This is a genomic window from Brevundimonas sp., from assembly GCF_035626535.1.
Lineage (GTDB): Bacteria > Pseudomonadota > Alphaproteobacteria > Caulobacterales > Caulobacteraceae > Brevundimonas.
Window position 1 is genome coordinate 1 of the sequence record NZ_DASPNO010000033.1, and the last position, 22,366, is coordinate 22,366.

18 protein-coding genes are annotated in these 22,366 nt (G+C 69.9%); 9 read left to right on the top strand and 9 right to left on the bottom strand.

Going from position 1 to position 22,366, the window contains the following annotated elements; all coding sequences use genetic code 11:
- Positions 1 to 2,163, bottom strand: a 2,163-nt coding sequence (locus tag VEC04_RS04810) for an AAA family ATPase (RefSeq protein WP_324774387.1), incomplete at its 3' end; no start/stop codon positions are given.
- Between the two features lie 216 nt (positions 2,164 to 2,379).
- On the opposite strand from VEC04_RS04810, the gene VEC04_RS04815 reads away from it, so the two are divergent.
- Positions 2,380 to 2,868: a BA14K family protein gene (locus VEC04_RS04815; RefSeq protein ID WP_324774389.1), complete on the top strand. Its 489-nt coding sequence runs from the start codon at positions 2,380 to 2,382 to the stop codon at positions 2,866 to 2,868.
- A 45-nt stretch (positions 2,869 to 2,913) separates the two neighbouring features.
- Here VEC04_RS04815 and VEC04_RS04820 read toward each other — a convergent pair whose 3' ends face one another.
- The gene (locus VEC04_RS04820; protein WP_324774391.1) at positions 2,914 to 5,151 is read right to left on the bottom strand and encodes an outer membrane beta-barrel family protein; all 2,238 of its coding nucleotides are present in this window, start codon (positions 5,149 to 5,151) and stop codon (positions 2,914 to 2,916) included.
- A gap of 242 nt (positions 5,152 to 5,393) precedes the next feature.
- Here VEC04_RS04820 and VEC04_RS04825 point away from each other — a divergent pair, with 242 nt between their 5' ends.
- The 3 genes from VEC04_RS04825 to VEC04_RS04835 all read left to right on the top strand — a co-directional run bounded on the left by VEC04_RS04825 (position 5,394) and on the right by VEC04_RS04835 (position 8,701).
- Entirely contained in the window at positions 5,394 to 7,019 is a 1,626-nt protein-coding gene (locus VEC04_RS04825) for a serine hydrolase (RefSeq protein WP_324774393.1), read from the top strand.
- 3 nt (positions 7,020 to 7,022) lie between these two features.
- Positions 7,023 to 7,865, top strand: a complete 843-nt coding sequence (locus VEC04_RS04830) for a tetratricopeptide repeat protein (protein ID WP_324774395.1) — start codon at positions 7,023 to 7,025, stop codon at positions 7,863 to 7,865.
- 212 nt (positions 7,866 to 8,077) lie between these two features.
- Positions 8,078 to 8,701, top strand: a complete 624-nt coding sequence (locus tag VEC04_RS04835; RefSeq protein WP_324774397.1) for an outer membrane protein — start codon at positions 8,078 to 8,080, stop codon at positions 8,699 to 8,701.
- Between the two features lie 306 nt (positions 8,702 to 9,007).
- On the opposite strand, the gene VEC04_RS04840 is transcribed toward VEC04_RS04835, so the two are convergent.
- The 5 genes from VEC04_RS04840 to VEC04_RS04860 form a co-directional block, all read right to left on the bottom strand.
- Positions 9,008 to 9,706, bottom strand: a complete 699-nt coding sequence (locus VEC04_RS04840; protein ID WP_324774399.1) for a DUF4893 domain-containing protein — start codon at positions 9,704 to 9,706, stop codon at positions 9,008 to 9,010.
- 68 nt (positions 9,707 to 9,774) lie between these two features.
- Positions 9,775 to 10,428, bottom strand: coding sequence for a DUF4893 domain-containing protein (locus VEC04_RS04845; protein WP_324774400.1), 654 nt, complete (start codon positions 10,426 to 10,428; stop codon positions 9,775 to 9,777).
- A 136-nt stretch (positions 10,429 to 10,564) separates the two neighbouring features.
- Positions 10,565 to 11,497 carry a DUF4167 domain-containing protein gene (locus VEC04_RS04850; RefSeq protein ID WP_324774401.1) on the bottom strand — a complete coding sequence of 311 codons (933 nt, stop codon included), beginning with the start codon at positions 11,495 to 11,497 and terminating at the stop codon, positions 10,565 to 10,567.
- Between the two features lie 293 nt (positions 11,498 to 11,790).
- Positions 11,791 to 12,684: a peptide chain release factor N(5)-glutamine methyltransferase gene (gene prmC / locus VEC04_RS04855; RefSeq protein ID WP_324774403.1), complete on the bottom strand. Its 894-nt coding sequence runs from the start codon at positions 12,682 to 12,684 to the stop codon at positions 11,791 to 11,793.
- A 45-nt stretch (positions 12,685 to 12,729) separates the two neighbouring features.
- Positions 12,730 to 13,641, bottom strand: coding sequence for a hypothetical protein (locus VEC04_RS04860; RefSeq protein WP_324774405.1), 912 nt, complete (start codon positions 13,639 to 13,641; stop codon positions 12,730 to 12,732).
- Positions 13,642 to 13,726: 85 nt separating this feature from the next.
- Between VEC04_RS04860 and VEC04_RS04865 the strand changes: the two genes are divergently transcribed.
- The 4 genes from VEC04_RS04865 to VEC04_RS04880 all read left to right on the top strand — a co-directional run bounded on the left by VEC04_RS04865 (position 13,727) and on the right by VEC04_RS04880 (position 18,135).
- Positions 13,727 to 14,944, top strand: coding sequence for a YihY/virulence factor BrkB family protein (locus VEC04_RS04865; RefSeq protein ID WP_324774407.1), 1,218 nt, complete (start codon positions 13,727 to 13,729; stop codon positions 14,942 to 14,944).
- A 71-nt stretch (positions 14,945 to 15,015) separates the two neighbouring features.
- On the top strand, positions 15,016 to 16,077 hold the full coding sequence (locus VEC04_RS04870) for a DUF2167 domain-containing protein (RefSeq protein WP_324774409.1): 1,062 nt from the start codon (positions 15,016 to 15,018) through the stop codon (positions 16,075 to 16,077).
- Between the two features lie 158 nt (positions 16,078 to 16,235).
- Positions 16,236 to 16,658: a DUF2141 domain-containing protein gene (locus VEC04_RS04875; protein WP_324774411.1), complete on the top strand. Its 423-nt coding sequence runs from the start codon at positions 16,236 to 16,238 to the stop codon at positions 16,656 to 16,658.
- 10 nt (positions 16,659 to 16,668) lie between these two features.
- Positions 16,669 to 18,135 carry a carotenoid oxygenase family protein gene (locus VEC04_RS04880; RefSeq protein WP_324774413.1) on the top strand — a complete coding sequence of 489 codons (1,467 nt, stop codon included), beginning with the start codon at positions 16,669 to 16,671 and terminating at the stop codon, positions 18,133 to 18,135.
- A gap of 312 nt (positions 18,136 to 18,447) precedes the next feature.
- Here the strand turns inward: VEC04_RS04880 and VEC04_RS04885 are convergent, their stop codons facing one another.
- Positions 18,448 to 19,227, bottom strand: a complete 780-nt coding sequence (locus VEC04_RS04885) for a LytTR family DNA-binding domain-containing protein (protein WP_324774415.1) — start codon at positions 19,225 to 19,227, stop codon at positions 18,448 to 18,450.
- Positions 19,224 to 19,964: a TetR/AcrR family transcriptional regulator gene (locus tag VEC04_RS04890; protein WP_324774417.1), complete on the bottom strand. Its 741-nt coding sequence runs from the start codon at positions 19,962 to 19,964 to the stop codon at positions 19,224 to 19,226. The genes VEC04_RS04885 and VEC04_RS04890 overlap by 4 nt, the downstream gene beginning before the upstream one ends.
- A gap of 177 nt (positions 19,965 to 20,141) precedes the next feature.
- Here VEC04_RS04890 and VEC04_RS04895 point away from each other — a divergent pair, with 177 nt between their 5' ends.
- On the top strand, positions 20,142 to 22,340 hold the full coding sequence (locus tag VEC04_RS04895; RefSeq protein WP_324774419.1) for a TonB-dependent receptor: 2,199 nt from the start codon (positions 20,142 to 20,144) through the stop codon (positions 22,338 to 22,340).
- The last annotated feature ends 26 nt before the right edge of the window (positions 22,341 to 22,366 follow it).

A 22,366-nucleotide genomic window follows, 5' to 3' on the forward strand; every position in this document is an offset into this window, starting at 1 on the left:
GAGGTTGGAGGTCAGCACGATGATGGTGTTGGTGAAGTCGACGACATGGCCCTGGCCGTCGGTCAGCCGTCCGTCGTCGAGCACCTGGAGGAGGATGTTGAAGACGTCGTTGTGCGCTTTCTCGACCTCGTCGAACAGCACCACCTGGTAGGGCCGCCGGCGGACCGCTTCGGTCAGCACGCCGCCCTCCTCATAGCCGACATAGCCTGGCGGCGCGCCGATGAGTCGCGCCACGGCGTGCTTTTCCATGAACTCGCTCATGTCGATCCGCACCATCGCGTGTGGGTCGTCGAACAGATATTCGGCCAGCGCCTTGGTCAGCTCGGTCTTGCCGACGCCGGTGGGGCCGAGGAAGAGGAAGGAGCCGAGCGGGCGGTTGGGGTCGTTGAGGCCGGCGCGGGCACGGCGCACGGCGTCGGCGACGGCGGTCAGGGCCTCGTCCTGGCCGACCACGCGGCGGGCCAGGGCGTCCTCCATCTTGAGCAGCTTGTCGCGCTCGCCCTCCAGCATCTTGTCGACCGGGACGCCGGTCCAGCGGGAGACGACCTGGGCGATCTGTTCGGCGTCGACGACCTCGGGGGTCAGGGGGCCGGACCTGTCGGCCTCGTTCTTCTCGGCCTCGGCGAGGGATTTCTCGATCTGCGGGATCTGGCCGTAGGCGATCTCGGAGGCGCGGCCGAGGTCGCCGGCGCGCTGGGCGGCGGCCAGTTCGGCGCGCAGGCGGTCGAGGGTTTCGCGCAGCTGGGCGCCTTGGCCGACCTTCTCCTTCTCGGCCTTCCAGCGGGTAGTGAGGTCCTCGCTCTCGGCCTCGAGCTCGGCGAGTTCGTCCTCGAGCTTTTCGAGGCGGGCCTGGGAGGCCGTGTCGGTCTCCTTCTTCAGGGCCTCGCGCTCGATCTTCAGCTGGACGAGGCGGCGGTCGATCTCGTCGAGCGCCTCGGGCTTGGAGTCGACGGCCATGCGCACGCGGCTGGCGGCCTCGTCGATCAGGTCGATGGCCTTGTCGGGCAGGAAGCGGTCGGTGATGTAGCGGTTGCTCAGCGTGGCGGCGGCGACGATGGCCCCGTCGGCGATACGCACGCCGTGGTGGACCTCGTACTTCTCCTTCAGTCCCCGGAGAATCGAGACGGTGTCCTCGACGGAGGGCTCCTCGACGAACACGGGCTGGAAGCGGCGGGCAAGGGCGGCGTCCTTCTCGACGTGCTTGCGGTACTCGTCCAGCGTGGTGGCGCCGACGCAGTGCAGTTCGCCGCGGGCGAGGGCGGGCTTGAGCAGGTTGGAGGCGTCCATGGCGCCGTCGCCCTTGCCGGCCCCGACGAGGGTGTGCATTTCGTCGATGAACAGGACGATGCCGCCCTCGGCGGCGGCGACCTCGTTGAGCACGGCCTTGAGCCGTTCCTCGAACTCGCCGCGGTATTTGGCGCCGGCGATCAGGGCGCCCATGTCGAGGGCCATGACCTTCTTCTCGCGCAGGGACTCCGGCACGTCGCCGTTGACGATGCGCAGGGCGAGGCCCTCGACGATGGCGGTCTTGCCGACGCCGGGCTCGCCGATCAGGACGGGGTTGTTCTTGGTGCGGCGGGCGAGGACCTGGATGGTGCGGCGGATCTCCTCGTCGCGGCCGATGACCGGGTCGATCTTGCCGTCGCGGGCGGCGAGGGTCAGGTCGCGGGCGTAGCGCTTGAGGGCGTCGTAGGCGTCCTCGGCGGCGGCGGAGTCGGCGGTCTTGCCCTTGCGGATCTCGTTGATGGCGGCGTCGAGGGTGTCGGGGGTGACCCCGACGGAGGCGAGCACGGTGGCGGCGACGCCGCCCTCGCGGGCGATGGCGCCGAGCAGGCGTTCGGTGGTGACGAAGGCGTCGCCGGCCTTCTTCGAGGCCTGTTCGGCGGCGGCGAAGACCCGTGCGGTGTCGCCGTCGAGATAGAGCTGGCCCGAACCGCCGGAGACCTGGGCGCGCTTCGACAGGGCGGTTTCCGTGGCGGTTTCGGCCTTGGTCGGATCGCCGCCGGCGGCGCTGATCAGATTGCGGGCGAGGCCGTCGCGTTCCTCGAGCAGCACCTTGAGCAGGTGTTCGGGCGCGAACTGCTGGTGCCGGCGGGCGAGGGCCAGCGACTGGGCCGACTGGACGGCCTGTTTGGCGCGGTCGGAGTAGAGGTCGAGATTCATAGAGTCCCCTCGTGAGGCGGAATCCGGGCCGCACGCCCTCATGAAGCAAGCAACGCGCCGTCCGGTTGCGGATCAGGTGGGTGTGGCGGGATGGCCACACAAGTCCCCGCGGCCAGAGAAAATCGCGACTGGACGAACGGCGTGCGGCCACGCTGGAACCGGCCGCAAGCGACCCGGTTGGGAGCCGTCGGGGTTGCAACTGTTGGGAAGAAAACGATGCAAAGACCGATCCTTGTCACGACAGCGGCGGTCCTCGCCGCCGTCGCCATTCCCGCCGCCGCCCAGGTCGCAAGCGGCCAGCCGCGGCAGGCGCCGGCTGTGGCGCCGCAGGGCACCGACCGCACGCCGCCTGCCGACACTGAAAGAGGGGCGACCTCGCCGGGGCCGGCCAGCCCCCGCTCGGAAGGCACGCCCTACGCCATGCCGGCGTCCGGCGGGCCGGATAATCCCTCGGGCGGCGCGCCGGCCGCCGCGCAAGCGGGCGGCGGCTCCGGCGGCTCGGCCGCAATGGCGCCCCGGGCCGTGGACTACGGCATGTGGGAAAGCAGCTGGGGCCCGCGTCCGCCCGCGCCGCCGGCCGGCTACGCCAATCCGTCGGACTGGCATCGCCACGTCCGGGCCTGCCAGATGCGCTACAAGACCTACAATCCGGCGACGGACATGTATGTGCCGCGCGTGGGGACCACCGCCCGCTGCACCCGCTGACGCGGAAAGGGGCCCGCGCCGAACGGCGTCGGGCCCCGCCCGGATTCAGTTGCCCGTGGTCGGAGCCGAGAAGTCGAACTGCTCGGGCGGCCGCTGGCCGCCGCCGAACGTCCAGGTCAGGCCGACATAGGCCGCCCGGCCGCCGAAGGTGACGCTGGTGCGGTCGGTGAAGGTCGCCGCCTCGATCTCGGTGACGGCCCCGAACTCGTCGAACAGGTCGCGGACCGTGGCCTGGAAGGACCAGTCCTTGCTGAGTTTCCGCCGGTAGCCGAGATTGACCAGGGTGGCCGTCTCGCGGCTGCCCTGGGCCAGGACCTGGTCGCCGGTCCAGATGCCGGTGACCTGCAGGAAATCTTCCTGGGTGGGGGTCCAGTTGAGGGTCAGGCGGCCGCCGAGACCCTCGCCCTCGCTGTCGGTCGCGCCGGGAACGCCGCCGGCGTCGATCTCCTGGCGGTAGGCGTTGACGCTGGCGTTGTAGCGCAGGGTGGGGTGCAGCGCGCCGTTGGCGACCAGTTCGAGGCCCGTGAAGGTGCTGGAGCCGATGTTCTCGGGCCGGGTCACGAAGACGCCGCCGCCGATCGGAGTGGTCACCGGGGTGAAGGCGTCGGTGGTGTCGCGATAGTAGAGGGTGGCCTGGTAGAAGGTCTGCTGGACCCGCTTCTGCCACATGACCTCGAAGGAGTCGGTCTCGTGCGGCAGCAGGTCCGGGTTGCCCGACTGGTAGTTGAAAGTGTCCTGATAGGTCAGGAAGGGGTTCAGCAGCTGGGGCGGCGGGCGCTGGATGCGCCGGCTGTAGCTGCCGCGCAGGGTTTCGCCCTCTCCGATCGTGTACTGCAGGTGCATCGTCGGATAGACGCGGAAATAGTCGTTGGACGACTGGATGTTGGTCGTCACCTGATCCATGTCGATGTTCGCCTGTTCCAGACGCAGGCCGAACTGGGCCGACAGGGTTTCGCTGAACGGCTTCTCCCAGGTGGCGTAGAGGGCGTGCACCGCCTGGTCGACGTGGAACTCGTTGGAGACGATCGGGTCCGGCGTCAGATTGTCGGGCGTCGGGCCGCGGGCGAAAGAGTTGTCGAGCTCCAGCGCAAAGGCCTGAAGCTCGTAGCCGAGGCGTAGCCGGCCGCCGTCCGCCAGGGGACGGACATAGGCGCTGGTGATCCCCAGCTGGTTCTGGCGGTTCTGGTTCTCGAGGTCCTCGTAGAAGATCGGGACCGGAGGAATCTGCTGGTCGACGACGGTGTCGAAGCCGAAGGTGAAACGATTGCGGTCGACCCGGATCTCGTTGGACCATTCGTGGCCCTGGTCGCCGAAGCGGCGCAGCACCCGGGCGGTGGCGCCGGAGAATTTGCCCGAGAAGCCGCCGCTCGAGTTCCGCTGGTAGGCCGCACCGATCCCGCCCGCGGCGTTCTCTGCCTCGAACAGGTCGACGCCATCGGCGATATTGTCGACCTCGCTGTGGCGCACTTCCGCGACCAGCTGGGTCGCGTCGTCCAGATTGTGCTCGGCTCCGAAGCGCAGGAAGAGCGCGTCGGACTCGCCGTCGATCATCTGGGACTGGACCGAGTCGAGGAACTGGCCCGAGCCGGGGTCGAAGAGGGACCGCCGACGCTCGATCTCCTGCATGAAGCCGTCGTGACGCATGCCGAGGTCGGCGGTCAGGGTCGTCTTGCCGACCACATGGGCGATGTTGCCGCCGAAATTGTAGCGGCCGTTGTCGCCGATGTTGGCCCGCACTGAGCCGGTGGTTGTCGCGCCGGGGCGGACAGCGTTGGGCTTGGAAATCAGGTTGATGACCCCGCCGCCGCCTTCAGGGCTGTAGGCGGCCGACGGATTGGTCATCACCTCGATGCGGGCGTACTGGGCGGCCGGAATCTGCAGCACCATGGGGCCGCGACTGGGGCCGTTGAACTGGGTCGAGGGCCGGCCGTCCACCAGGATGGTGACGTTGGCGTCGCCGCGCAGGCTGACGTTGCCGTCGGGGTCCACCTCCACCGAAGGGATGTTGCGCAGGGCCTCGGCCAGGGTCCCGGTCTGGGCCTGCAGGTCGTCGGCGAGGCTGTAGCTGACCGAGTCGATCGAGGTGCGCACGTCGGTGGTCCGGCTCTGGACGACGACGTCCTCGACCCGGGCCTCTTCCTCGGTCTCCTCTTCGGGCGCGGGCTGCTGCGCCGGCGGAGGGGTTTGTTGCGCCGGCGGGGGAGTCGTCGACTGGGCCAGGGCGGCGCCGGACGAGGCGCCGAGCGCCGTGCCGACCAGCAGCAGGAAGCGGATGGAAGTCATGAAGGGCGCGCCCCCTGCGCACGGTCGGGCACCATCGCCCGTCAAGTTTCCTTTCCATAGCATCGGCCCGAGAGACCACCGAGTTACATTCATTTCATTAAGGTTTTTTCAGAACCGGACACCTTTCCGCCGCACCGCTGAAACATCGCTCCGTGGGGCGGGCGCCGCCCGGCGGCTCCCGGGGATGACGGCGGGCGGGCGACGGGCTAGCGTTTCGCCGCAAGTCAGTCGGGAGCGTTGCCATGTCCATCCGCCTCACGCGCCGCGCGGCGCTGGTTTCGTCTGTCGCGGCGGGCGTCGCCGGCGTCGCCCTGCCCTCGCTGTCGCACGCCCAGACCGGGCCCGCGCCCTCGGGCGAGGCGCTGGCCGAGGCGGTGGACGCCTTCGTGAAGAAAGCCATGGCGGCTTTCCCGGACCAGCCGGCGGTGTCGGTGGCGGTGGTCAAGGACGGGGCCCCGGTGCTGACCCGGGGCTACGGCGTGCGGGCGATCGGCGGTGCGCCCATGGATGAGCACACCCATTTCGCCATCGCCTCGAACACCAAGGCGGTGACGGCGGCGGCGCTGGCCATCCTCGTCGACGAAGGCAAGGTCGAGTGGGACGAGCCGGTGCGGACGTATCTGCCCGACTTCTCCCTGTCGAAGCCCGAGCTGAACGGCATGGTGACAGTGCGCGACCTGATCAGCCACCGGATCGGTTTCGGCCTCGGCGCCGGCGACCTGCTGTTCTGGCCGAACAGCGACCGGACGCGGGCGGAGATCATGGCGGCCGTGCCGCACGTGCCGATCGAGGACCAGTTCCGCTCCACCTACCACTACTGCAATCTGATGTTCGTGGTCGCCGGCGAGGTGGTGGCGGCGGCGTCCGGGATGCCGTGGGAGCAGTTCGTGCAGACGCGCATTCTCGACAAGCTGGGCATGAGCGAAACCCTGCCGCTGATGACCGCCGCCGATCCCGCGAAGTCGGCGCTTCCGCACGGCCGGCTGGGACCGCCGCTGCGCTATCAGGGCCCGATGCGGACCATCGGCCAGTCGATCCAGGAAGTCTGGAACTGGAGCTCGGCGGGGGCCGCGGGCGGCTTCGTCACCAATCCGGTCGACTGGGCCAAATGGATCGCGGTGCAGCTGAAGCGCGGCGAGCTGCCCGACGGCACGCGGCTGTATTCCGAAGCGCGCGGCAATGAGATGTGGAAGCCCAACATCATCATCTCGAACTCGGCCGGACCGACGCCGGACCTGCCCGGGCGGGCCATCGCGGCCAGCTACGCCATGGGCTGGCAGGTGATGGACTATCGGGGCGAGCGCTTCATCACCCACGGCGGCGGAGCCCCCGGCTTCATCTCGGGCACGGTGCTGATCCCGGGCCGGAGCGCCGGTTTCAGCTATTTCACCAACGCCGAGGAGGGGATGCTGACGCGGGTGCTACGCAACGGCATCGCCGACATCGTCATGGGCAAGACCGGCTTCGACTGGATCGCAGACAGCCTGCGCCTGCAACGGGAGAACGACGCGAAATCGATCGCCGCCGCCGCCGAGATCGACGCCAAACAGGCGGCGGGGGCGGCGCCGTCGCTGCCGCTGGCGGCCTACGCCGGAACGTGGCGGGACCCGTGGTACGGGGATATCGTCATCGAGCGGCGCGGGAACGGTCTGTGGCTGTCGTTCAGCCGTACGCCTGCGCTGAAGGGGCCGCTGGAACCGTACGACGGCGAGACGATGCGGACGCGCTTCCCCGACAAGCGGGAGGAGGATGCGTTCGTCACCTTCACGATCGAGAATGGCCGGCCCGCTTCGGCGACGATGAAGGCGGTCTCGCCGGACGCCGATTTCAGCTACGACTTCCATGACCTGCGGCTGACCAGGGTCTGACCGATGATCGCAGTCGCCCTCGCTCTCGCCCTGACGGCCGCGCCCCAGGAAATCCCCGCCGTCTGCGAGCCGGCGCCCGGCGTGGCGGCGGACTGGGCGGCCTGCGCCGAGGCCCTGCCGGAAGGGTCGCCGCAGCAGCGGCTGGCGCGGCTGAACCAGGCCACCGAGGCCTGGCTGAACCGCGACTACGGCATGGCCGAGCGGCTCTACGACGCGGCGGCCGGGGAAGAAGAGGTCTGGTCGGATGTCTGGCTGCACGCCTTCCGGGGCGACACCTACCAGCAGGTCGGACGCGATAAGGATGCGGCGGCCGACGCCCGCGTGGCCTGGCTGATCCTGTCGGACGACCCGGCCTATGCGGCGCTGCGGGAGATGTCCGGACCGATTGACGAGGATGGACGGCGGTTCGTGCTGACGCTGGTGCTGCCGATCCTCAAGAAGGGCCGCGACCCCGCCTTCGAGGCCGCCTTCGAGGCCTTCCGGGCGCTGCCGGTGAAGGACGTCGCCGCCCATGGCGATCTGGCCCTGGTGCTGGAGCAGCTGGGCGATTTCGAGGGGGCGCTGGAGGCGAGCCTGGTGACGGTGAAGGCGGAGCCGGCCAACCCCGGCTATCTGAACAACCACTGCTACATCCTGGTGCGCGCCGGGCGGGCGGCCGAGGGGCTGCCGTTCTGCGAAAAGGCGGTGCAGGGGGCGCCGGACGTGGCGGCGGTCCGGCACAGCCTCGCCGCCGCCCTCGCAGGCGCGGGGCGCTGCGCCGAGGCGGAGACGGCGCTGGCCGAGGCCCGCCGGCTGGACCCGGCGACGGTGCTGTACCAGCAAGCCATCGCTTGCACGGCTGGGTAGAAGCCCCTCGCCGTGTTTCCGATATCAGCAGTCGTCCAATTGGGCCCAAATTGCGGCCTGCCGGAGCGCGGGCGGAAAGCCAGGCTTGACTGTGGCGGGTGCGCGACAGCTCGACGAAAAGCTTGGGTGACCCTCTCGACTCGCGGCTTGATCTGACCATCTTCCGTGCCACGCCTCAAACGGGGGGCGGACTTTTTGAAAGAATTCTCTCCATGAAGACCACGCTTCTGCTGGCCGCTGTCGCCGTCAGCGCCCTGGCGACGCCGGCCTTGGCCCAGGACGCCTCGTCCAACTACCTCCAGTTTAATCTCGGCGCGAACGTCGCCGGCGAGGTCGACCTCGACGTCACCGTCGGCCCGGACACCTTCTCGGGTGAAGCCGATCTGGAAACCGGGACCTTCGGCAGCATCACCGGCGGCCTCGGCATGGAAGGCGGCTGGGCCCTCGAGGGCGAACTGCTGCTGCTGACCAGCGACATCGATACGGACGCCGCCGACGCCGCCCTGGGCGCGCCGCTCGACGCCCACGTCGAGTCGTACGCCGCGATGGTCAATGGCGTCTACAATTTCTCGGCCGTTGGCTTCCGCCCCTACGTCGGAGCCGGCGTCGGCGTCGGCAGCTCGAAATACCGCTTCGCCGGCGCGTCGGAAGACGACATGGGCGTGGCCTGGCAGGTCAAGGCCGGCGTCGTCATCCCGTCGTCGGAGACCCTGAGCTGGGACGTGGGCTACCGCTTCGTCTCGTTCCCCAGCTTCGACATCCGCGAGGGCGCCGACTCGGTCGACGCCGACGCTTCGGCCCACATCTTCTCGGTGGGCGCGCGCGTCACGTTCTAGGGCGAGACCCGCAGGTTGAACGAGGGCTCCGGCGTCCGCGCCGGAGCCCTTTTCAATTGCGCGGCGGCTACTGCGCGGGTCGGCGCTGGCCATCGAGGATGGGCCTGCCCGCCTCGGGGGCTCCTGTTCGCCGGCGGTCCCTTCCAGCATGTGGATGCAAGACCAGCGCGGGTGTTTTCGGGGCCGCCGAGGCTTTCGGACATGATCCGGTTGGTCCGGTCGGCGCCGCGGGCGCGGACAGGTTCGGCCCGGGGATCGGTCCCGCGGCCGCCAGCCTCTCGAGGGCGGCGCAGGGGTCAAGGCCGGTCAGCGGACCAGTTCGAGGATCTCCAGCTTGGACTCGACCTTCGGCCACGGGAGGACGAGGCGCCAGCGGTCGGAACCGATGCGCTCGAAGACCCCGATCTGGTCACGGATGCGCTGCTCGCCGTAGCGGGGGAAGCCCGTTTCATCCGCGCCCCAGGCCTGGGCCCCGATGAAGACGAGGCGGCGGTCGGTGTCGGGATAGAGCAGGCCGCGGGTGCGCTGCGAACCGGAGGTCTTGGTCAGGATCAGGTCGCCGCCGGGCGTCAGCTCGATGGTGCAGCGGAAGAACGGATATTCGACGTAACCGAGCCCGCCCGGCGAGTGGGAGCCCAGCTTGACGGTGCGGCAGCGGTAGGCGCCGGGCGGAGGCTGGAGGCGGCCTGTCAGACCGGCGTTGGGGTCGACCAGCGGACCGAGCGCCTCGACCTGTTCGGCGAACCCGGCCTCCTCCGCCTCGGCGCGGGCCAGCCGCCAGGCCTCGTCGAGCCGTCCGAGCGCGGAGGCGTCGGCGGCCGAGGCGATTTCTCGCCAGTCCGCGGTCCCGCCCTGTTCGCCGGCGGCGGACGGAACCGGCGCCTGGGCTTCGGGCGGGGCCGGAGCCGGCGGGGGAGTCGCCGGATCGGCGACGGGCGGGGCGGGGATCCGGTCGCAGGCGGCGAGAAGGGCGGCGAGCGAGGCGACGGCGACGAGAGTCCGCATGCGAGACATCCATTCGGCTGAGCCGTCCGAACGGATGGGGCGCGCGAGGGTTCAGATACGGACGAGGATCAGGTCGGGACCAGCTCGATCAGGTCGAGATTGGACTCGTTCTGCGGCCACGGGACGACCAGCCGCCAGCGGCGCTCGCCGATCCGCTCCAGCACCGCGATCAGATCGCGGTCGGGACGCTGGCCGTAGGAGTTGGCCGGCGGTTCGGAGGCGAGGGCCATGGAGCCGAGCAGGACCATCCGGCGGTCGCTCTCCGGGAACAACAGGCCGGCGGGGCGCTGACTGCCGGTCAGCTTGATGAATTTCAGCCCGTTGGCGGTCCGCTCGATGCGGCAGGCGAACCAGTCGTAGACGACGTAGCCGAGGCCGTCCTCGCCGCCCTGGGATCCCAGCTTGACGGTGCGGCAGCGGTAGTCGCCGGCAGGCGGTTCGGCCGAGGGGCGGGCGGCGTCGGGGTCGATCAGGTCGCCGGTGGAGGCGAGATCGCCGGAGCCGCGCTGACGGCGGGCCTGCTGCAGGGCGAGGCTCCAGGCGGCGTCGAGGCGCTCGTAACGGTCGCGGTCGGAGGCGGTGACGATGCCGCGCCAGTCGCGCAGCACGGGCCCGGCGCCCGGCTCGCCCGGAGGCGGCGGCGGCGACGGCGTTGTGGCGCAGGCGGAGACGGAAAGGGCGGCCAGGGCGATCAGGGCCAGCGGCCGGGACGAACGAGGCATGCGGCGCTCCCGTGGGTCGCGGACCCGCCGCCCGGCCCGGAGGCGGGCGTGAGTCCGAGAACGTACAGGGGCTCCCCTTGAACGGTCGGGACGCGGGGCGTCAAGCGCCCTCGCGCAACGGGCCGTGGAAAGGCGGTCAGCCCTCGTCGGCCGGTACCCCGGCCTTGCGGCGCGGGGCGCGGCGCTTGGGCGCGGGGGCCCCGGCCTCGCCGTCCCCGGCGGCAGCGTCGGCGGCGGGCGCGGACGAGCGGGTCAGGAAGCCGGGCAGGGCGGTCGGGGCCTCATCGTTTCCGGAGACGGCCTCCGAGCGCGGGCGACGCTCGCGGCGGGGGCGTTCGGCGCGTTCCGGAGCCGGCTCGGCGTCGCGCCCGGCGGCGGCCGGGCGGTCAGCCTCGTCGGAAGAGGCGGCGCCTTCGCCGCGCTCGCCCTCGGCGCGTTCGTTCTGGAAGCGCTGGTTGCGCTCCTGCTGACGGCGTTCCCAGCGCTCGCGGCGGGTCTCGCGGCGGCCGCCCTCGCCGGCGGCGCCTTCGCTCTCGGCACGGGGCTCGCGCGGTTCGCGCGGCTGGTCGTCGCGGTCGCGCCATTCGCGGCGCGGCTGGTCGCCCTGCCGGTCATAGGAGCGGTCGTTCTGGCGCTCTTCGTTTTCGCGCTGGCGGGCCTCGGCGGCGGCGAGGCGGTCGGCCTCGGCCTTCTCGGCGGCCATGATGGCGGCGGCCTGGGCCCCGGTCTCGTCCTCGAAATCGATGTCGAAGCCCTGGCCGGCCAGTTCGCGCTGGGCGATCTCGGAAACCGGACGCGAGGGCTGCAGGGCGCGCAGGACGCGGAAATAATGTTCGGCGTGCTGGGTGTAGTTCTCGGCCAGGACGCGGTCGCCGGCGGCCGAGGCGTCGCGCGCCAGCTGCATGTAGCGTTCGTAGACGGTCTGGGCGTTGCCGCGGACCTTGATGTTCTCCGGGCCCTGGGAGTCCCAGGACCGGTTCGGGTTGGTGGCGTTGGCGTTGCCGCCGCCGCCGCCGCCGGGCTTCCTGTTGCGTCCGCGCTGACGCTTCATGCCCTTGAAATCTCTCATCGGACGCTACCGTGCTTTGTGAGGGGACGGGCGGGCCTGCGAGATGCAGCCTGTCGCCGTCCGTTTCGTCGTTCCGCTTTCGCGCGAGGCCAATCCCCGCTGACGATGTGATCGGAAATCCGTCGCCGCCCCCTGGTCCGCCGGGCGACAGGCCCGACCGTCAGATGCCCTGAGCGCGCGTGAATGGGCCTGAAACGGTCCAAAGTCGTGCGTTTTTGGGTGGGAGACAGAAGATACCTAGCGCGAGCGGCCGCTGTTTCCAAGGGGTTTGTTCGTGCGCCTTGCGGACCGCGTCACATCTTCGGCACGGGATTGGTGCGCGGGTCGGGACCGTTGGTGACGACGCGGTCGCGGTCCGACAGATCCTTGACCACGATGACGTTCGCGAAGCCCGCCGCCTCGAACAATGTCCTGACCTGCGGGCCCTGGTCCCAGCCGATCTCGACCGCGAACAGGCCGCCGGGCTTGAGGATGCGCATGATCTCGGGGGCCAGTTCGCGATAGGCCTGCAGACCGTCGGGGCCGCCGTCGAGAGCGAGGTGCGGATCGTGGTCGCGGACCTCGGGGTCGAGGCCGGGAATGTCGCCCGACGGGATGTAGGGCGGATTGGAAACGACGACGTCGAAGCTGCGGTCGGCGAAACCGGCGGCCCATTCCGTGCGCAGGAAGGTCGCGCGATTGTCGAGCTCGAGGTTGGTCGCGTTTTCCTTCGCCACGGCCAAGGCCTCGAAGGAGATGTCGGTGCCGACGCCCCGCGCGCCGAACCGCTCGGCCAGGGTCGCCAGCAGGATGGCGCCGGAGCCGGTGCCGAGATCGATCATCTCGAAGGTCCTGTCGGGCGGATACGCCAGCAGCACCACGTCGAGGATGGCCTCGGTGTCCGGGCGGGGGCTGAGCACGTCGGGGGTGACATTCAGCATGATCTTCCAGAACCCCTTTCGGCCGAGGATGCGCGACACCGGCTCGCGGCGCAGCCGGCGTTCGACGTAGCCGTCCAGCACGCCCTGCTGGTCGGCGGTCACGGCGCGGTAGGGGTCGGTGAGGATGTCGGTGCGCGAGCAACCGGCGGCGACCTCGAGCAGCAGGCGGGCGTCAATCGAGGGGCTGTCGATGCGCCCGGCCTTGAGCCGCGCGGTGGCGGCCTTCCAGGCGGTCAGCAGGGTCGGGGATGAGGCGGCATCGGTCATCGGGACGGCTTGGCGCGGGACGCCGGCGATTTCAAGCGCGGCGGGTCAGGGTCCGCACCGGGGAGGGTTTCCGGAACGATCGCCGCCCGTGAGAAACGACAGGACATCCAATTCCATGACGAGCGGCTTTCCCCGGTCCTCGTAGCCGGCTTCCATCAACTTTTCGCCCAGGCCGAAGCCGATGTAGTCCATGTTGAGGCGGAGACGCTCCGCCTGCTGATTGACCTTCTGCAGGACCGCGCAGGCCTCGTCCGGCCGCCGCGCGTCGACCAGAAAGCCCATCCAGCCGGCGAAGGCGTAGTCCAGGTCGCCTTCCTCGCCGGGCTCGGCGGTCAGTAAGCGCTCGTACAGGCGGGAAACGGCGTCGATGCGGGCGGGATCGTTCTCCAGGCGCTGCGGCTGCCCGCGGATTTCCGCCAGCTTGACCAGTGACGAAAGCGTTTCCGGGTGGCTCGCGCCGAGCCGGTCCCGGCGGATGCCGTGGGCCTCTTCGAGCCATGCCTCGGCCGTCGCCGACGTGTCCGGGCCCCGGGCCATGAACTCCGTCGTCGCCGCATCGTGCAGCAGGACCGCGAGCATCCGGCTGTCCGCAGGAAACCCGCTTCGCCCTTCATCCAGGGCTCGTTGCATGTAGGGCAGGGCGAGCGTGGACCCGATGGTCAGGTCTTCGCTCGTGTTTTCGACCATCAGATAGACGCCGTAGGCCGTCAGGATGCGCGCGCGCTCGGGGGCGCCGTCCGCCCGCGCCAGGGCGACCTCAAGTGCGGCGTCGCCGGCCTGCGGGCCACCCTTTCGCCAAGCCTCGATGATCGGCTCGGCCGCCTGTTCGAGAGCTTCCGGGCTCCACGCTCCCTCGAAGGGATCCGCCTCCTGCAGCGGGGCGAACGGGACCGCGGGGGGAACCGCGGCGGCCGGTGAAACCAGAACAAGAAAGACAGCGGCAGCCAATGCCTTCATGACGGCGCCTCCTGACCGCACCGTAGGTTGACGACCCGTCGATCGCCAGCCGGAACGCCGTCGGACCGGAGCCGTTGTCGCGGGGATGCAGAAAGAGACGGGACGCAGGGGCCTCGGGCTGTGGGGCATGGTCGGGGCGGTGGCGGGCGGACTGGCGGCCGGAGCCGGGACGGCGCACCTGCTCTACCGGCACGGGCACAAATACGGGCTGGAGCTACGGCGGCCGCGGCCCGAACCGCCGCCGCCGCATGTGCCGACTCCCGAGGATTTCGAGGCGAAGGAGCCGGGGCGCGGGCGTCTGGCGCGGCGGCCCGAGCACATTCCGCACAAGGGCTGGATCGACATCTTCTGGCGTCTGGGGATGTCCTATTTCGGCGACCGGGTCGGCTTCATCGCCGGCGGGGTGACCTTCTTCGTGGTGCTGTCGCTGTTCCCGACCCTGGCCGCCTTCGTCACCATCTACGGCCTGTTCGCTGATCCGAACGAGGCAGTGGCGCGGCTGTATTTCCTCTACGACGTGCTGCCGGCGGGAGTGGCCGGATTCCTGTCCGGCGAGATGCAGCGGCTGGCGGAGAACTCAAACACCCAGCTGACCTTCACCCTGGTCTGGACGCTCGCCCTGTCGCTATGGACCGCGAACGGGGCGATCAAGGTTCTCTTCTACGGCCTGAACGTCGCCTATCACGAGGTCGAGCGGCGCAACTTCTTCAAATACAACCTGCTGTGCATGGCCTTCACCGTCACGGGCCTCGCCGCCATTATGGTCACGGCCGGCCTGGTCGTCGGCGTGCCGCTGGTGCTGGGCTATTTCGGCCTCGCCGACGAGTGGGCCCATCTGGCGCCGCTGCGGTGGCCGTTGCTGCTGTTCGTCTATATCGCCGCCCTGACCCTGATCTATCGCCTCGGACCGTGCCGGTCACGGGCGCGGTGGCGCTGGCTGACGCCGGGCGCCCTGTTCGCCTCCCTGCTCAGCGTCGGCCTGTCGCTGGGCTTCAGCTGGTATCTGCAGACCTTCGTCAAGGTCGACTCCTACGGCCCGCTGGCGGCCATGATGGGCTTCCTGCTGTGGACCTGGTTGAGCGTGCAGATCATCCTGATGGGGGCCGAGCTGAACGCCGAGGTCGAGCACCAGACGGCGGTCGACACCACCACCGGCGAACCGGCGATGATCGGCGAACGCGGCGCGGTGGTGGCCGACACGGTCGGACCGCGGCGGGGCAATCCGGCGGCGCTGGCCTTCACCCTGAAGCACGCCGAAGCCCTGTCCGACCGGCTGCTGAGACGGCGCATCCGCAAGGGCTGACTGTGCAACCCCGCGCTTGAGTCTGGCCAAGCTTCAACCTGTGGTGCAGTGTGCGCGCGGGGGAGTTTTCCATGATTCACAGAGCCTTCGTCGCGCTGCTTCTGGCGCTCGGCCTTTTCACGGCTACGGCCGCCACGGCGTCCACGCCGGCGCCGCCCACCGCCGAACAGCAGGCGGAGATCCGCAGGCTGGAAGCCCTGCTGGACAGTCTGGAACCGCAGAGGGGCGACATCAGCCTCCCGGCCGCCAGGGCGACGCTGGCGCTCGGCGAGGACTATTATTTCCTCGGGGCCGAAGACGCGAAGCGGGTGCTGATCGAGGGATGGGGCAACCCGCCGTCGGTGGTCGAGGGCGTGATCGGCATGGTGTTCCCGTCGGGCAAGAGTCCCCTCGACGACACCTGGGGCGCGGTCGTCACCTGGGTCGGCGACGGCTATGTCTCGGACGCCGACGCGGCCAACATCGACTACGCCGGCCTGCTGCAGCAGCTGAAGGCGGGGGAGGCGGAAGAGAACCGCGCCCACGTCGCCGACGGCTACGCCGCCTCGACCCTGGTCGGATGGGCCCGGCAGCCCAGCTACGACCCGGCCCGTCACAACCTGATCTGGGCCAAGGAGATCGCCTTCGCCGGCAGTCCCGAGAACACGCTGAACTACGATGTCCGCGTGCTGGGGCGCGAGGGCGTGCTGAGCATGAACATCGTCGCCTTGATGAGCGAACTGCCGGCCATCACCGGCGAAGCGACCAAGCTGATGAACACCGCCTCGTTCCAGCCGGGGGCGCAGTACGCCGACTATCGCGAGGGCGTCGACAAGAAGGCGGCCTACGGCGTCGGCGGCCTGATCGCCGGCGGGGCGGCGCTCGCCGTCGCCAAGAAGGCCGGGCTGCTGGGCATCCTGTTCCTGTTCCTGAAGAAGGGCTGGGTGGTCATCGTCATCGCCGGCGCGGCGATCTGGCGCTGGGTCAGCACGATGACGGGCGGCAAGAAGGGGGGCGAGTTCCGCTCGGCCCCGCGGCCGGCGTTCGAGGTCGGCGGACTGGGCGACGATCCCGCGCCGACGCCTCCTCCCGCCGAGGCCGCATCCGACGGATCGACGGGCTCCGACGCCGACGATGATGAGCGGAAGGCCTGACGGACCTGTCCGTTCGCGGTTCGTGAACGGACAGGGGCGGCCGTTCACGAATGCGGGGCGACCGTCGCCGCAAGCGATCTGACGGACAGGGGCCGGCGGGGCAGGGTCGGCGTGTCGGAGGCCCGGTGGTCGGTCCTCCCCGCATTCGGGATCGCCTTATGGTTCGCCTGCCCCTCGTCACCCTCGCCCTCGGCCTGGCCGCCCTCGCCCCGCCCGCTGTGGCGCAGAACGCCACCGTCACCCTGACCTTCGAAACCGAAGCCCGCACCGGCGCGGTCATGGTCGCCCTGTATGATTCCGCCGCGGCCTGGACGGGCGGCCGGGCGGTCGCCCAGATGCGGCTGGACGCCTCGGACGGGGCGCCGACGGCGGTGTTCCGCGACCTGCCGCCCGGCGAGTACGGCGTCAAGGCCTTCCACGACGTCGACGGCGACGGCGAGATGAACGTCAATCCGTTCGGCATTCCGACCGAGCCCTACGCCTTCTCGAACAACGCCGTCGGCAACATGGGCCCGGCGCGCTGGGAGCAGGCCCGCTTCCCCGTCTCGGGCGCGACCGCCCAGACCATCCGGCTTCGCTGAGGAGGATGCGATGACTGCTTCCCGGAGAGGGTTTCTGATGGGCGCGGCCGCCCTGTCCGCCGCGGTCGTCACCCCCGAGACCGTTCGCGCCATGTCGGCGATGCAGGCCACGGCCGACTGGGCCCTGGCCACGGCCGACCTCGAGACGGACGTGGCGCCGCGGGCGATGCGGCTGGTCCACGGCCGGGTTCCGGCGGGCCTCGCCGGCACGCTGTTCCGCAACGGGCCGGGCAAGTTCCGGCGGCCGGGCGGCAGCGCCACCCACTGGTTCGACGGCGACGGCCTGATGCGGGCGTTCCGGATCTCGGACGGGCGGGCGACGATGGAGGCGCGCTTCGCCGACACGCCGAAGCGCCGCTACGAGAGGGAGATCGGCGCCGTGGTCACGCCCGGCTTCGGCACCGTCGGCGATCCGCGGGCGCGCATCGGGCTGAACGACGACGCCAATGCGGCCAACACGGCCGTGATGGTGGCCGGCGACGAGATCTGGGCCCTGTGGGAGGGCGGATCGCCGACGGCGATGAGCCCGTCCGACCTGTCGACCCGCCGCTTCGTCACCCTGCGCGACGACCTCAAGGGCATGCCGTTCCAGGCCCATCCCCGCTATGACCCGGACGGCACGATCTGGAACATGGGGCTGAACGGCGGCCGGGCGATCATCTGGCGGCTCAACGCTGATCGCAGCCTGCACACGGCGCAGCTGGTCGACCTGCCGCGCGCCTGTTTCATGCACGATTTCACCGCCACCGCGCGGCATCTGATCCTGGTGCTGCAGCCGTGGGTGTTCGACCGTCCCGGCATGCCCTACGCCTCGCAGTTCGCGTGGCGGCCCGAGCTCGGCACGCAGGTGATGGTGGTCGACAAGGCCGACCTCAGCCGGCGGCGGATCTTCGAACTGCCCGCGTTCAGCTATTTCCACCTCGGCGACGCCTGGGAGGATGCGTCGGGCGCGATCCGCTTCGACGTGGCGGCGGGCAAGGACGTGGCCTTCGCCATCGAAGGCGCCCGCGTGCTGGTCGAGCAGCGCGGGTCCGTGCCGGGCGAACACGCCGTGCTCAAGCTGGTCACCCTGCATGCGGACGGCCGCGCCGAAATGACGTCGAGCGGCGTCACCGCCGAGTTTCCTAAGAGCGACCCGCGCCGGGCCGGACTGCCCCGGGCGCTGACCGTCCATGTCGCCGGCGAACGCCCGGACCGGCCCCTGCCGACCGGTCTGGCGACCTGGAACTGGGACAGCGGAACCTCCGATTACTTCAACTTCGGAGAGACGCAGATCGTCGAGGAGGCGGTGATCGTGCCGAAGCCCGGCCGATCGGGCGAGGCGGAGGCCTGGCTGGTCGCGCCGTCGATCAACCTTCCGGAGGGGGTCACCGAGCTGCACGTGTTCGACGCCGCCCGGGTGGCGGACGGGCCGGTGGCGACCTGGCGGGCCGACGTGGCCCTGCCGGCGGGGTTCCATGGAGTCTGGGCGGCCTAGGCGCCTCTTCCACGAACCCGTCCAGGAACGCCGACGCGACCGGGCTGGTGTCGATCTCCGCGCGCGCCAGGCTGTTGTCCCACCACAGCCCCTCGGTGTTCGCCAGCACGATCAGCGTGAGCCGCTTGCCCGGGACCTTCAGATACATCGCCGAGTAACGTCCGGGGTCCCATCCCGAATGCCAGAACAGGTCATGGCCGCGCCAGCGCTGCACCCACCAGCCGTAGCGGTAGTCGCCGGCGCCTTCGGGCGCGGGGATGCCGAAAATCCGGTCGGCGCTAAACGCGCCGGCGCCCTCGCCGGCGGGGGCGCCTAATACCAGCCGGCCTCGCGCAGGGCCCGGGAGTAACGGCGGCTGACCGGGGCTTCGATCCCCCCGTCCAGCCTCAGGGTGGCCCGGCCGTCGCCGCGCGTCACACCGCGCACCGCGTCCTTCGCCACCCACCAGCTGCGGTGGGTCTGGGCGCCCTCGAGGCCTTCCAATTCGACCAGGGCGTCGGACAGCCGCATCAGGATCAGGTCGGAGCCGCGATCGGTATGGACGCGCAGATAGTGGTCCTCGGCCTCGACCGCGCGCAGGGCGGCGCCGCGGAGCTTGAAGGGCAGGCGGTCGAGGAAGCGGGCCGGCGCGGCGCCTGCCGGGGCGGCGTGGGTCTGAACCGGCGTCCGCGACAGGAAGACGTTGAGCGCGCTCAGCACGCCGGTGACCAGTGTCACAGGGCCGAGGAAGTCCGGCAGGCGGCCCAGGGTCACGAAGCGGTCGTCGTCGAAGAACCAGCCGGTAAGGGCCCAGACCATGACCGACAATGGCCCGGAGATGACCAGCGTGAGGGCCAGCGTTGCGAGCCAGGGCTGTCGCTCCAGATCGATCCGGCGCTCGACAAGCCTGGAACAGAGGTGGCCCCAAAGCGCCCCCATCAGCATCATCGGCGCCCAGTAGGCGAGCCGGAACCCGAGCGAGACCTCGTCCATACCGAAGGCGCCGGTGAAGGCGAGCACCACCCCGCCGGCCAGCGCCACCGTCACGCCGCGGATCAGGCCGCGGTCGACCGTCACGCGCACCACATTCCGCGCCGGCGCCGCCTCGCTCATCGGTCCGACGCCGGTCCACCGGCTTCGGGCCCGCAGACGGCGCGGAAACCCGCCGCCGCGAACCGGATCATGTAGTCGCAGGCCGCTTCCAGATCGCCCGAGCGGCACAGGCCGCCGGACAGCCGGTCGAGTCGCCCCGTCTCGCCCAACGTCAGGGTCAGGGCCCCCGACAGGTTGTGATAGGCCCAGTAGAGATCGACCTCGCGCGCCCCGGGCATGATCTGCTTGATCAGTTCGATCAGGCGGCGGATGGCGGGGTCGAAATAACGGGCCATGGTTTCGCCGCCGAAGGTGGGGTTGGCGTTGGTCTGGGCCACCAGGGCGGCATAGTGCTTCCAGCCCGGGCCGCCCTTCAGCGACCACTGGAACGGCGGCCGCAGGAAGGCCTCGAACAGCCCCTCCAGCGTCATTCCGTCCGGCCCCGGATCCCGGGCGTAGCGGTTGATGGCGTCGACCCGCTCGTTGTTCCAGACCTCCGCCCGGCGCAGGAAGACGGCGTCGAACAGGGCCCGCTTGGCTCCGAAATAATAGTGCACCAGCGCCGTATCGACGCCAGCCTCGCGCGCCACCTCGCGGATGGTGACGCCGTAGAAGCCGTGTTTGGAGAACAGGTCCTCGGCGGCGTCGAGGATGGATTCGCGGGTGTCGGCGGTTCCCTCGGCCTTGGCCTTCGACGGGCGGCCGCGCCGCGCGGGGGCGGCGGCGGACTCGGGGGCGGGCGCGTCGAGCTTGGTCATCCGGTCAAGCTAGGCCCCGTCCGGGCGTCATGGCAACGGCGCCACAGGTCCGGCGCGGACCGGCCCGGACAAGCGCCTCGGTTTGACAGCGGGGGGAAAACGGTTACGGTTCCGGAAAATCATTGAACGCTGAATAAAAAGCGTCGCCGCCGGAAACACACAGGAATGGGGCTTCAAATGAACCGCTACGTAAAGACCGCCTTGCTCGCGGGCGCCGCCTGGAGCGCGCTTTCGACCGTCGTTCTGGCGCAGGACGCCGTCCCGCAAACCGAAGACGCCGCCGTCGAGGACGTTATCGTCACGGCCCGCCGCCGCGACGAATCGTTGAAGGACGTGCCGATCTCGGTCTCGGCCCTCAGCGCCGAACGCCTTGAGGAAACCGGCGCGACCGACATCACGGCGCTGCAGCAGCAGACCCCGAACGCGACGGTCCAGGTGGCCCGCGGCTCGAATTCGACCCTGATCTCCTTCATCCGCGGCGTCGGCCAGCAGGATCCGCTGTGGGGCTTCGAGCCCGGCGTGGGCCTGTATGTCGACGACGTCTATGTGGCCCGCCCGCAGGGCGCCGTGCTGGACATCTACGACGTCGAGCGCATCGAGGTGCTGCGCGGCCCGCAAGGCTCGCTCTACGGCCGCAACACCGTCGGCGGCGCCGTCAAATACGTCACCTCGCGCCTGGCGCAGGACGCCGAACTGACCCTGCGCGGGGCCTACGGCAGCTACAACCAGATCGACCTTCTGGCCTCGGGCAGCATGCCGCTGGCCGACAATTTTCGCGTCGGCGGCGCTATCGCCAGCTACCAGCGCGACGGTTACGGCACGAACCTGAACACCGGCGCCGAGCACTACAACAAGGACGTGCTGGCCGGCCGCCTGAGCATGGAGTGGGAGCCGCGCGACGACATGTCGATCCGGCTGGCCTATGACCGGGTCGAGGACGACTCCAACCCCCGCCACGGCCACCGCGAAGTGGCCGGCGTCGGCCCGGGCGCCGGCGTTCCGGACAGCGTCTATGACACCTTCGCCGGGATCGGCGACGAGAACTCGGTGATGAACCAGGGCGCCTCGGCCACGATCCAGCTCGACATGAGCGAGCACTGGACCTTCAAGTCGATCACCGCCTGGCGCGAGGGCGACACCGATACGGTCATCGACTTCGACAACACTCCGGCGCCGACGCTGGACATCCCGGCCTACTACGCCGACGACCAGCTGACCCAGGAATTCCAGTTCCTGTTCGACTACGACCGCATCCAGGGCGTGATGGGCTTCTTCTACCTCGACGGCCACGCCGAGGGCGCCTTCGACACCATCCTGGGCAACGCCGGCATCGTCATCGGCACCGGCGGTCAGGTGGAGACCGAGAGCTGGGCCGCCTTCGCCGACGTCAATCTCGACCTGACCGACCGGCTGCACCTGTCGCTGGGCGCCCGCTATACCCTCGACAACAAGACCGGGACCGTGTTCCGCGCCAACTATCTGGGCGCCACCAACAGCCCGCTGCTCGGCGGCACGCCCCGCGCGCCGCTGCTGGTCCGCACCAACTACACCAACAGCAAGGACTTCGATCAGTTCACGCCGCGGATCGCCGTCTCCTACGACGTGAGCGACGACCTGACGGCCTACGCCTCGTTCTCGCAGGGCTTCAAGTCCGGCGGCTTCGACATGCGCGGCGACGCCATCTTCACGCCCGCCACGGTCAACGGCTACGAGCCCGAGACGGTGGACTCGTACGAGGTCGGCCTGAAGGGCTCGCTGGACCGGCTGTCGTTCGCGATGGCGGTGTTCCAGAACGAGTACAATGATCAGCAGGTCACCACCCAGGTGCCGGCGGTCGCCGGCATCGCCAGCTTCGTCGACAACGTGGGTTCGTCGACCTTCTTCGGGGCCGAGTTCGAGGGCCGTTTGCGCATCCTCGACAATCTCGATGCGAACTTCGCCGTCGGCTACCTCGAGTCCGATTTCGAGGAGTTCCTGCGCTACAACCTGGCTCTGGGCGTCTACGAGGACATCTCCGACCTGGTGGTGCTGCAGAACGCGCCGAAATGGACCGGCTATCTGGGCCTGACCTGGCGCGGCGACGTGGCCGGCGGCGAAATCGCCGTGACCCCGTCGGTCTCGTACCGCGACGATTACAGCCAGTTCGAGTTCCCGAACCCGATCCTCGACCAGGAGGCCTATACGCTGGTCGATCTGTCGGTGGTCTGGACCGACCCGGGCGACCGCTTCACCGTCGGCCTCTACGGCAAGAACCTGACCGACGAGGAGTACCGCGTGGGCGGCTACAACTTCCCGGGCGCGCTCTTCAACAACTCGCTGATCGGCTACTACGGCCCGCCGCAGACGGTGACCGCCTCGCTGCAGGTCAAGTTCTGATCCGGAAGACTCCTGAAGCCTGATCG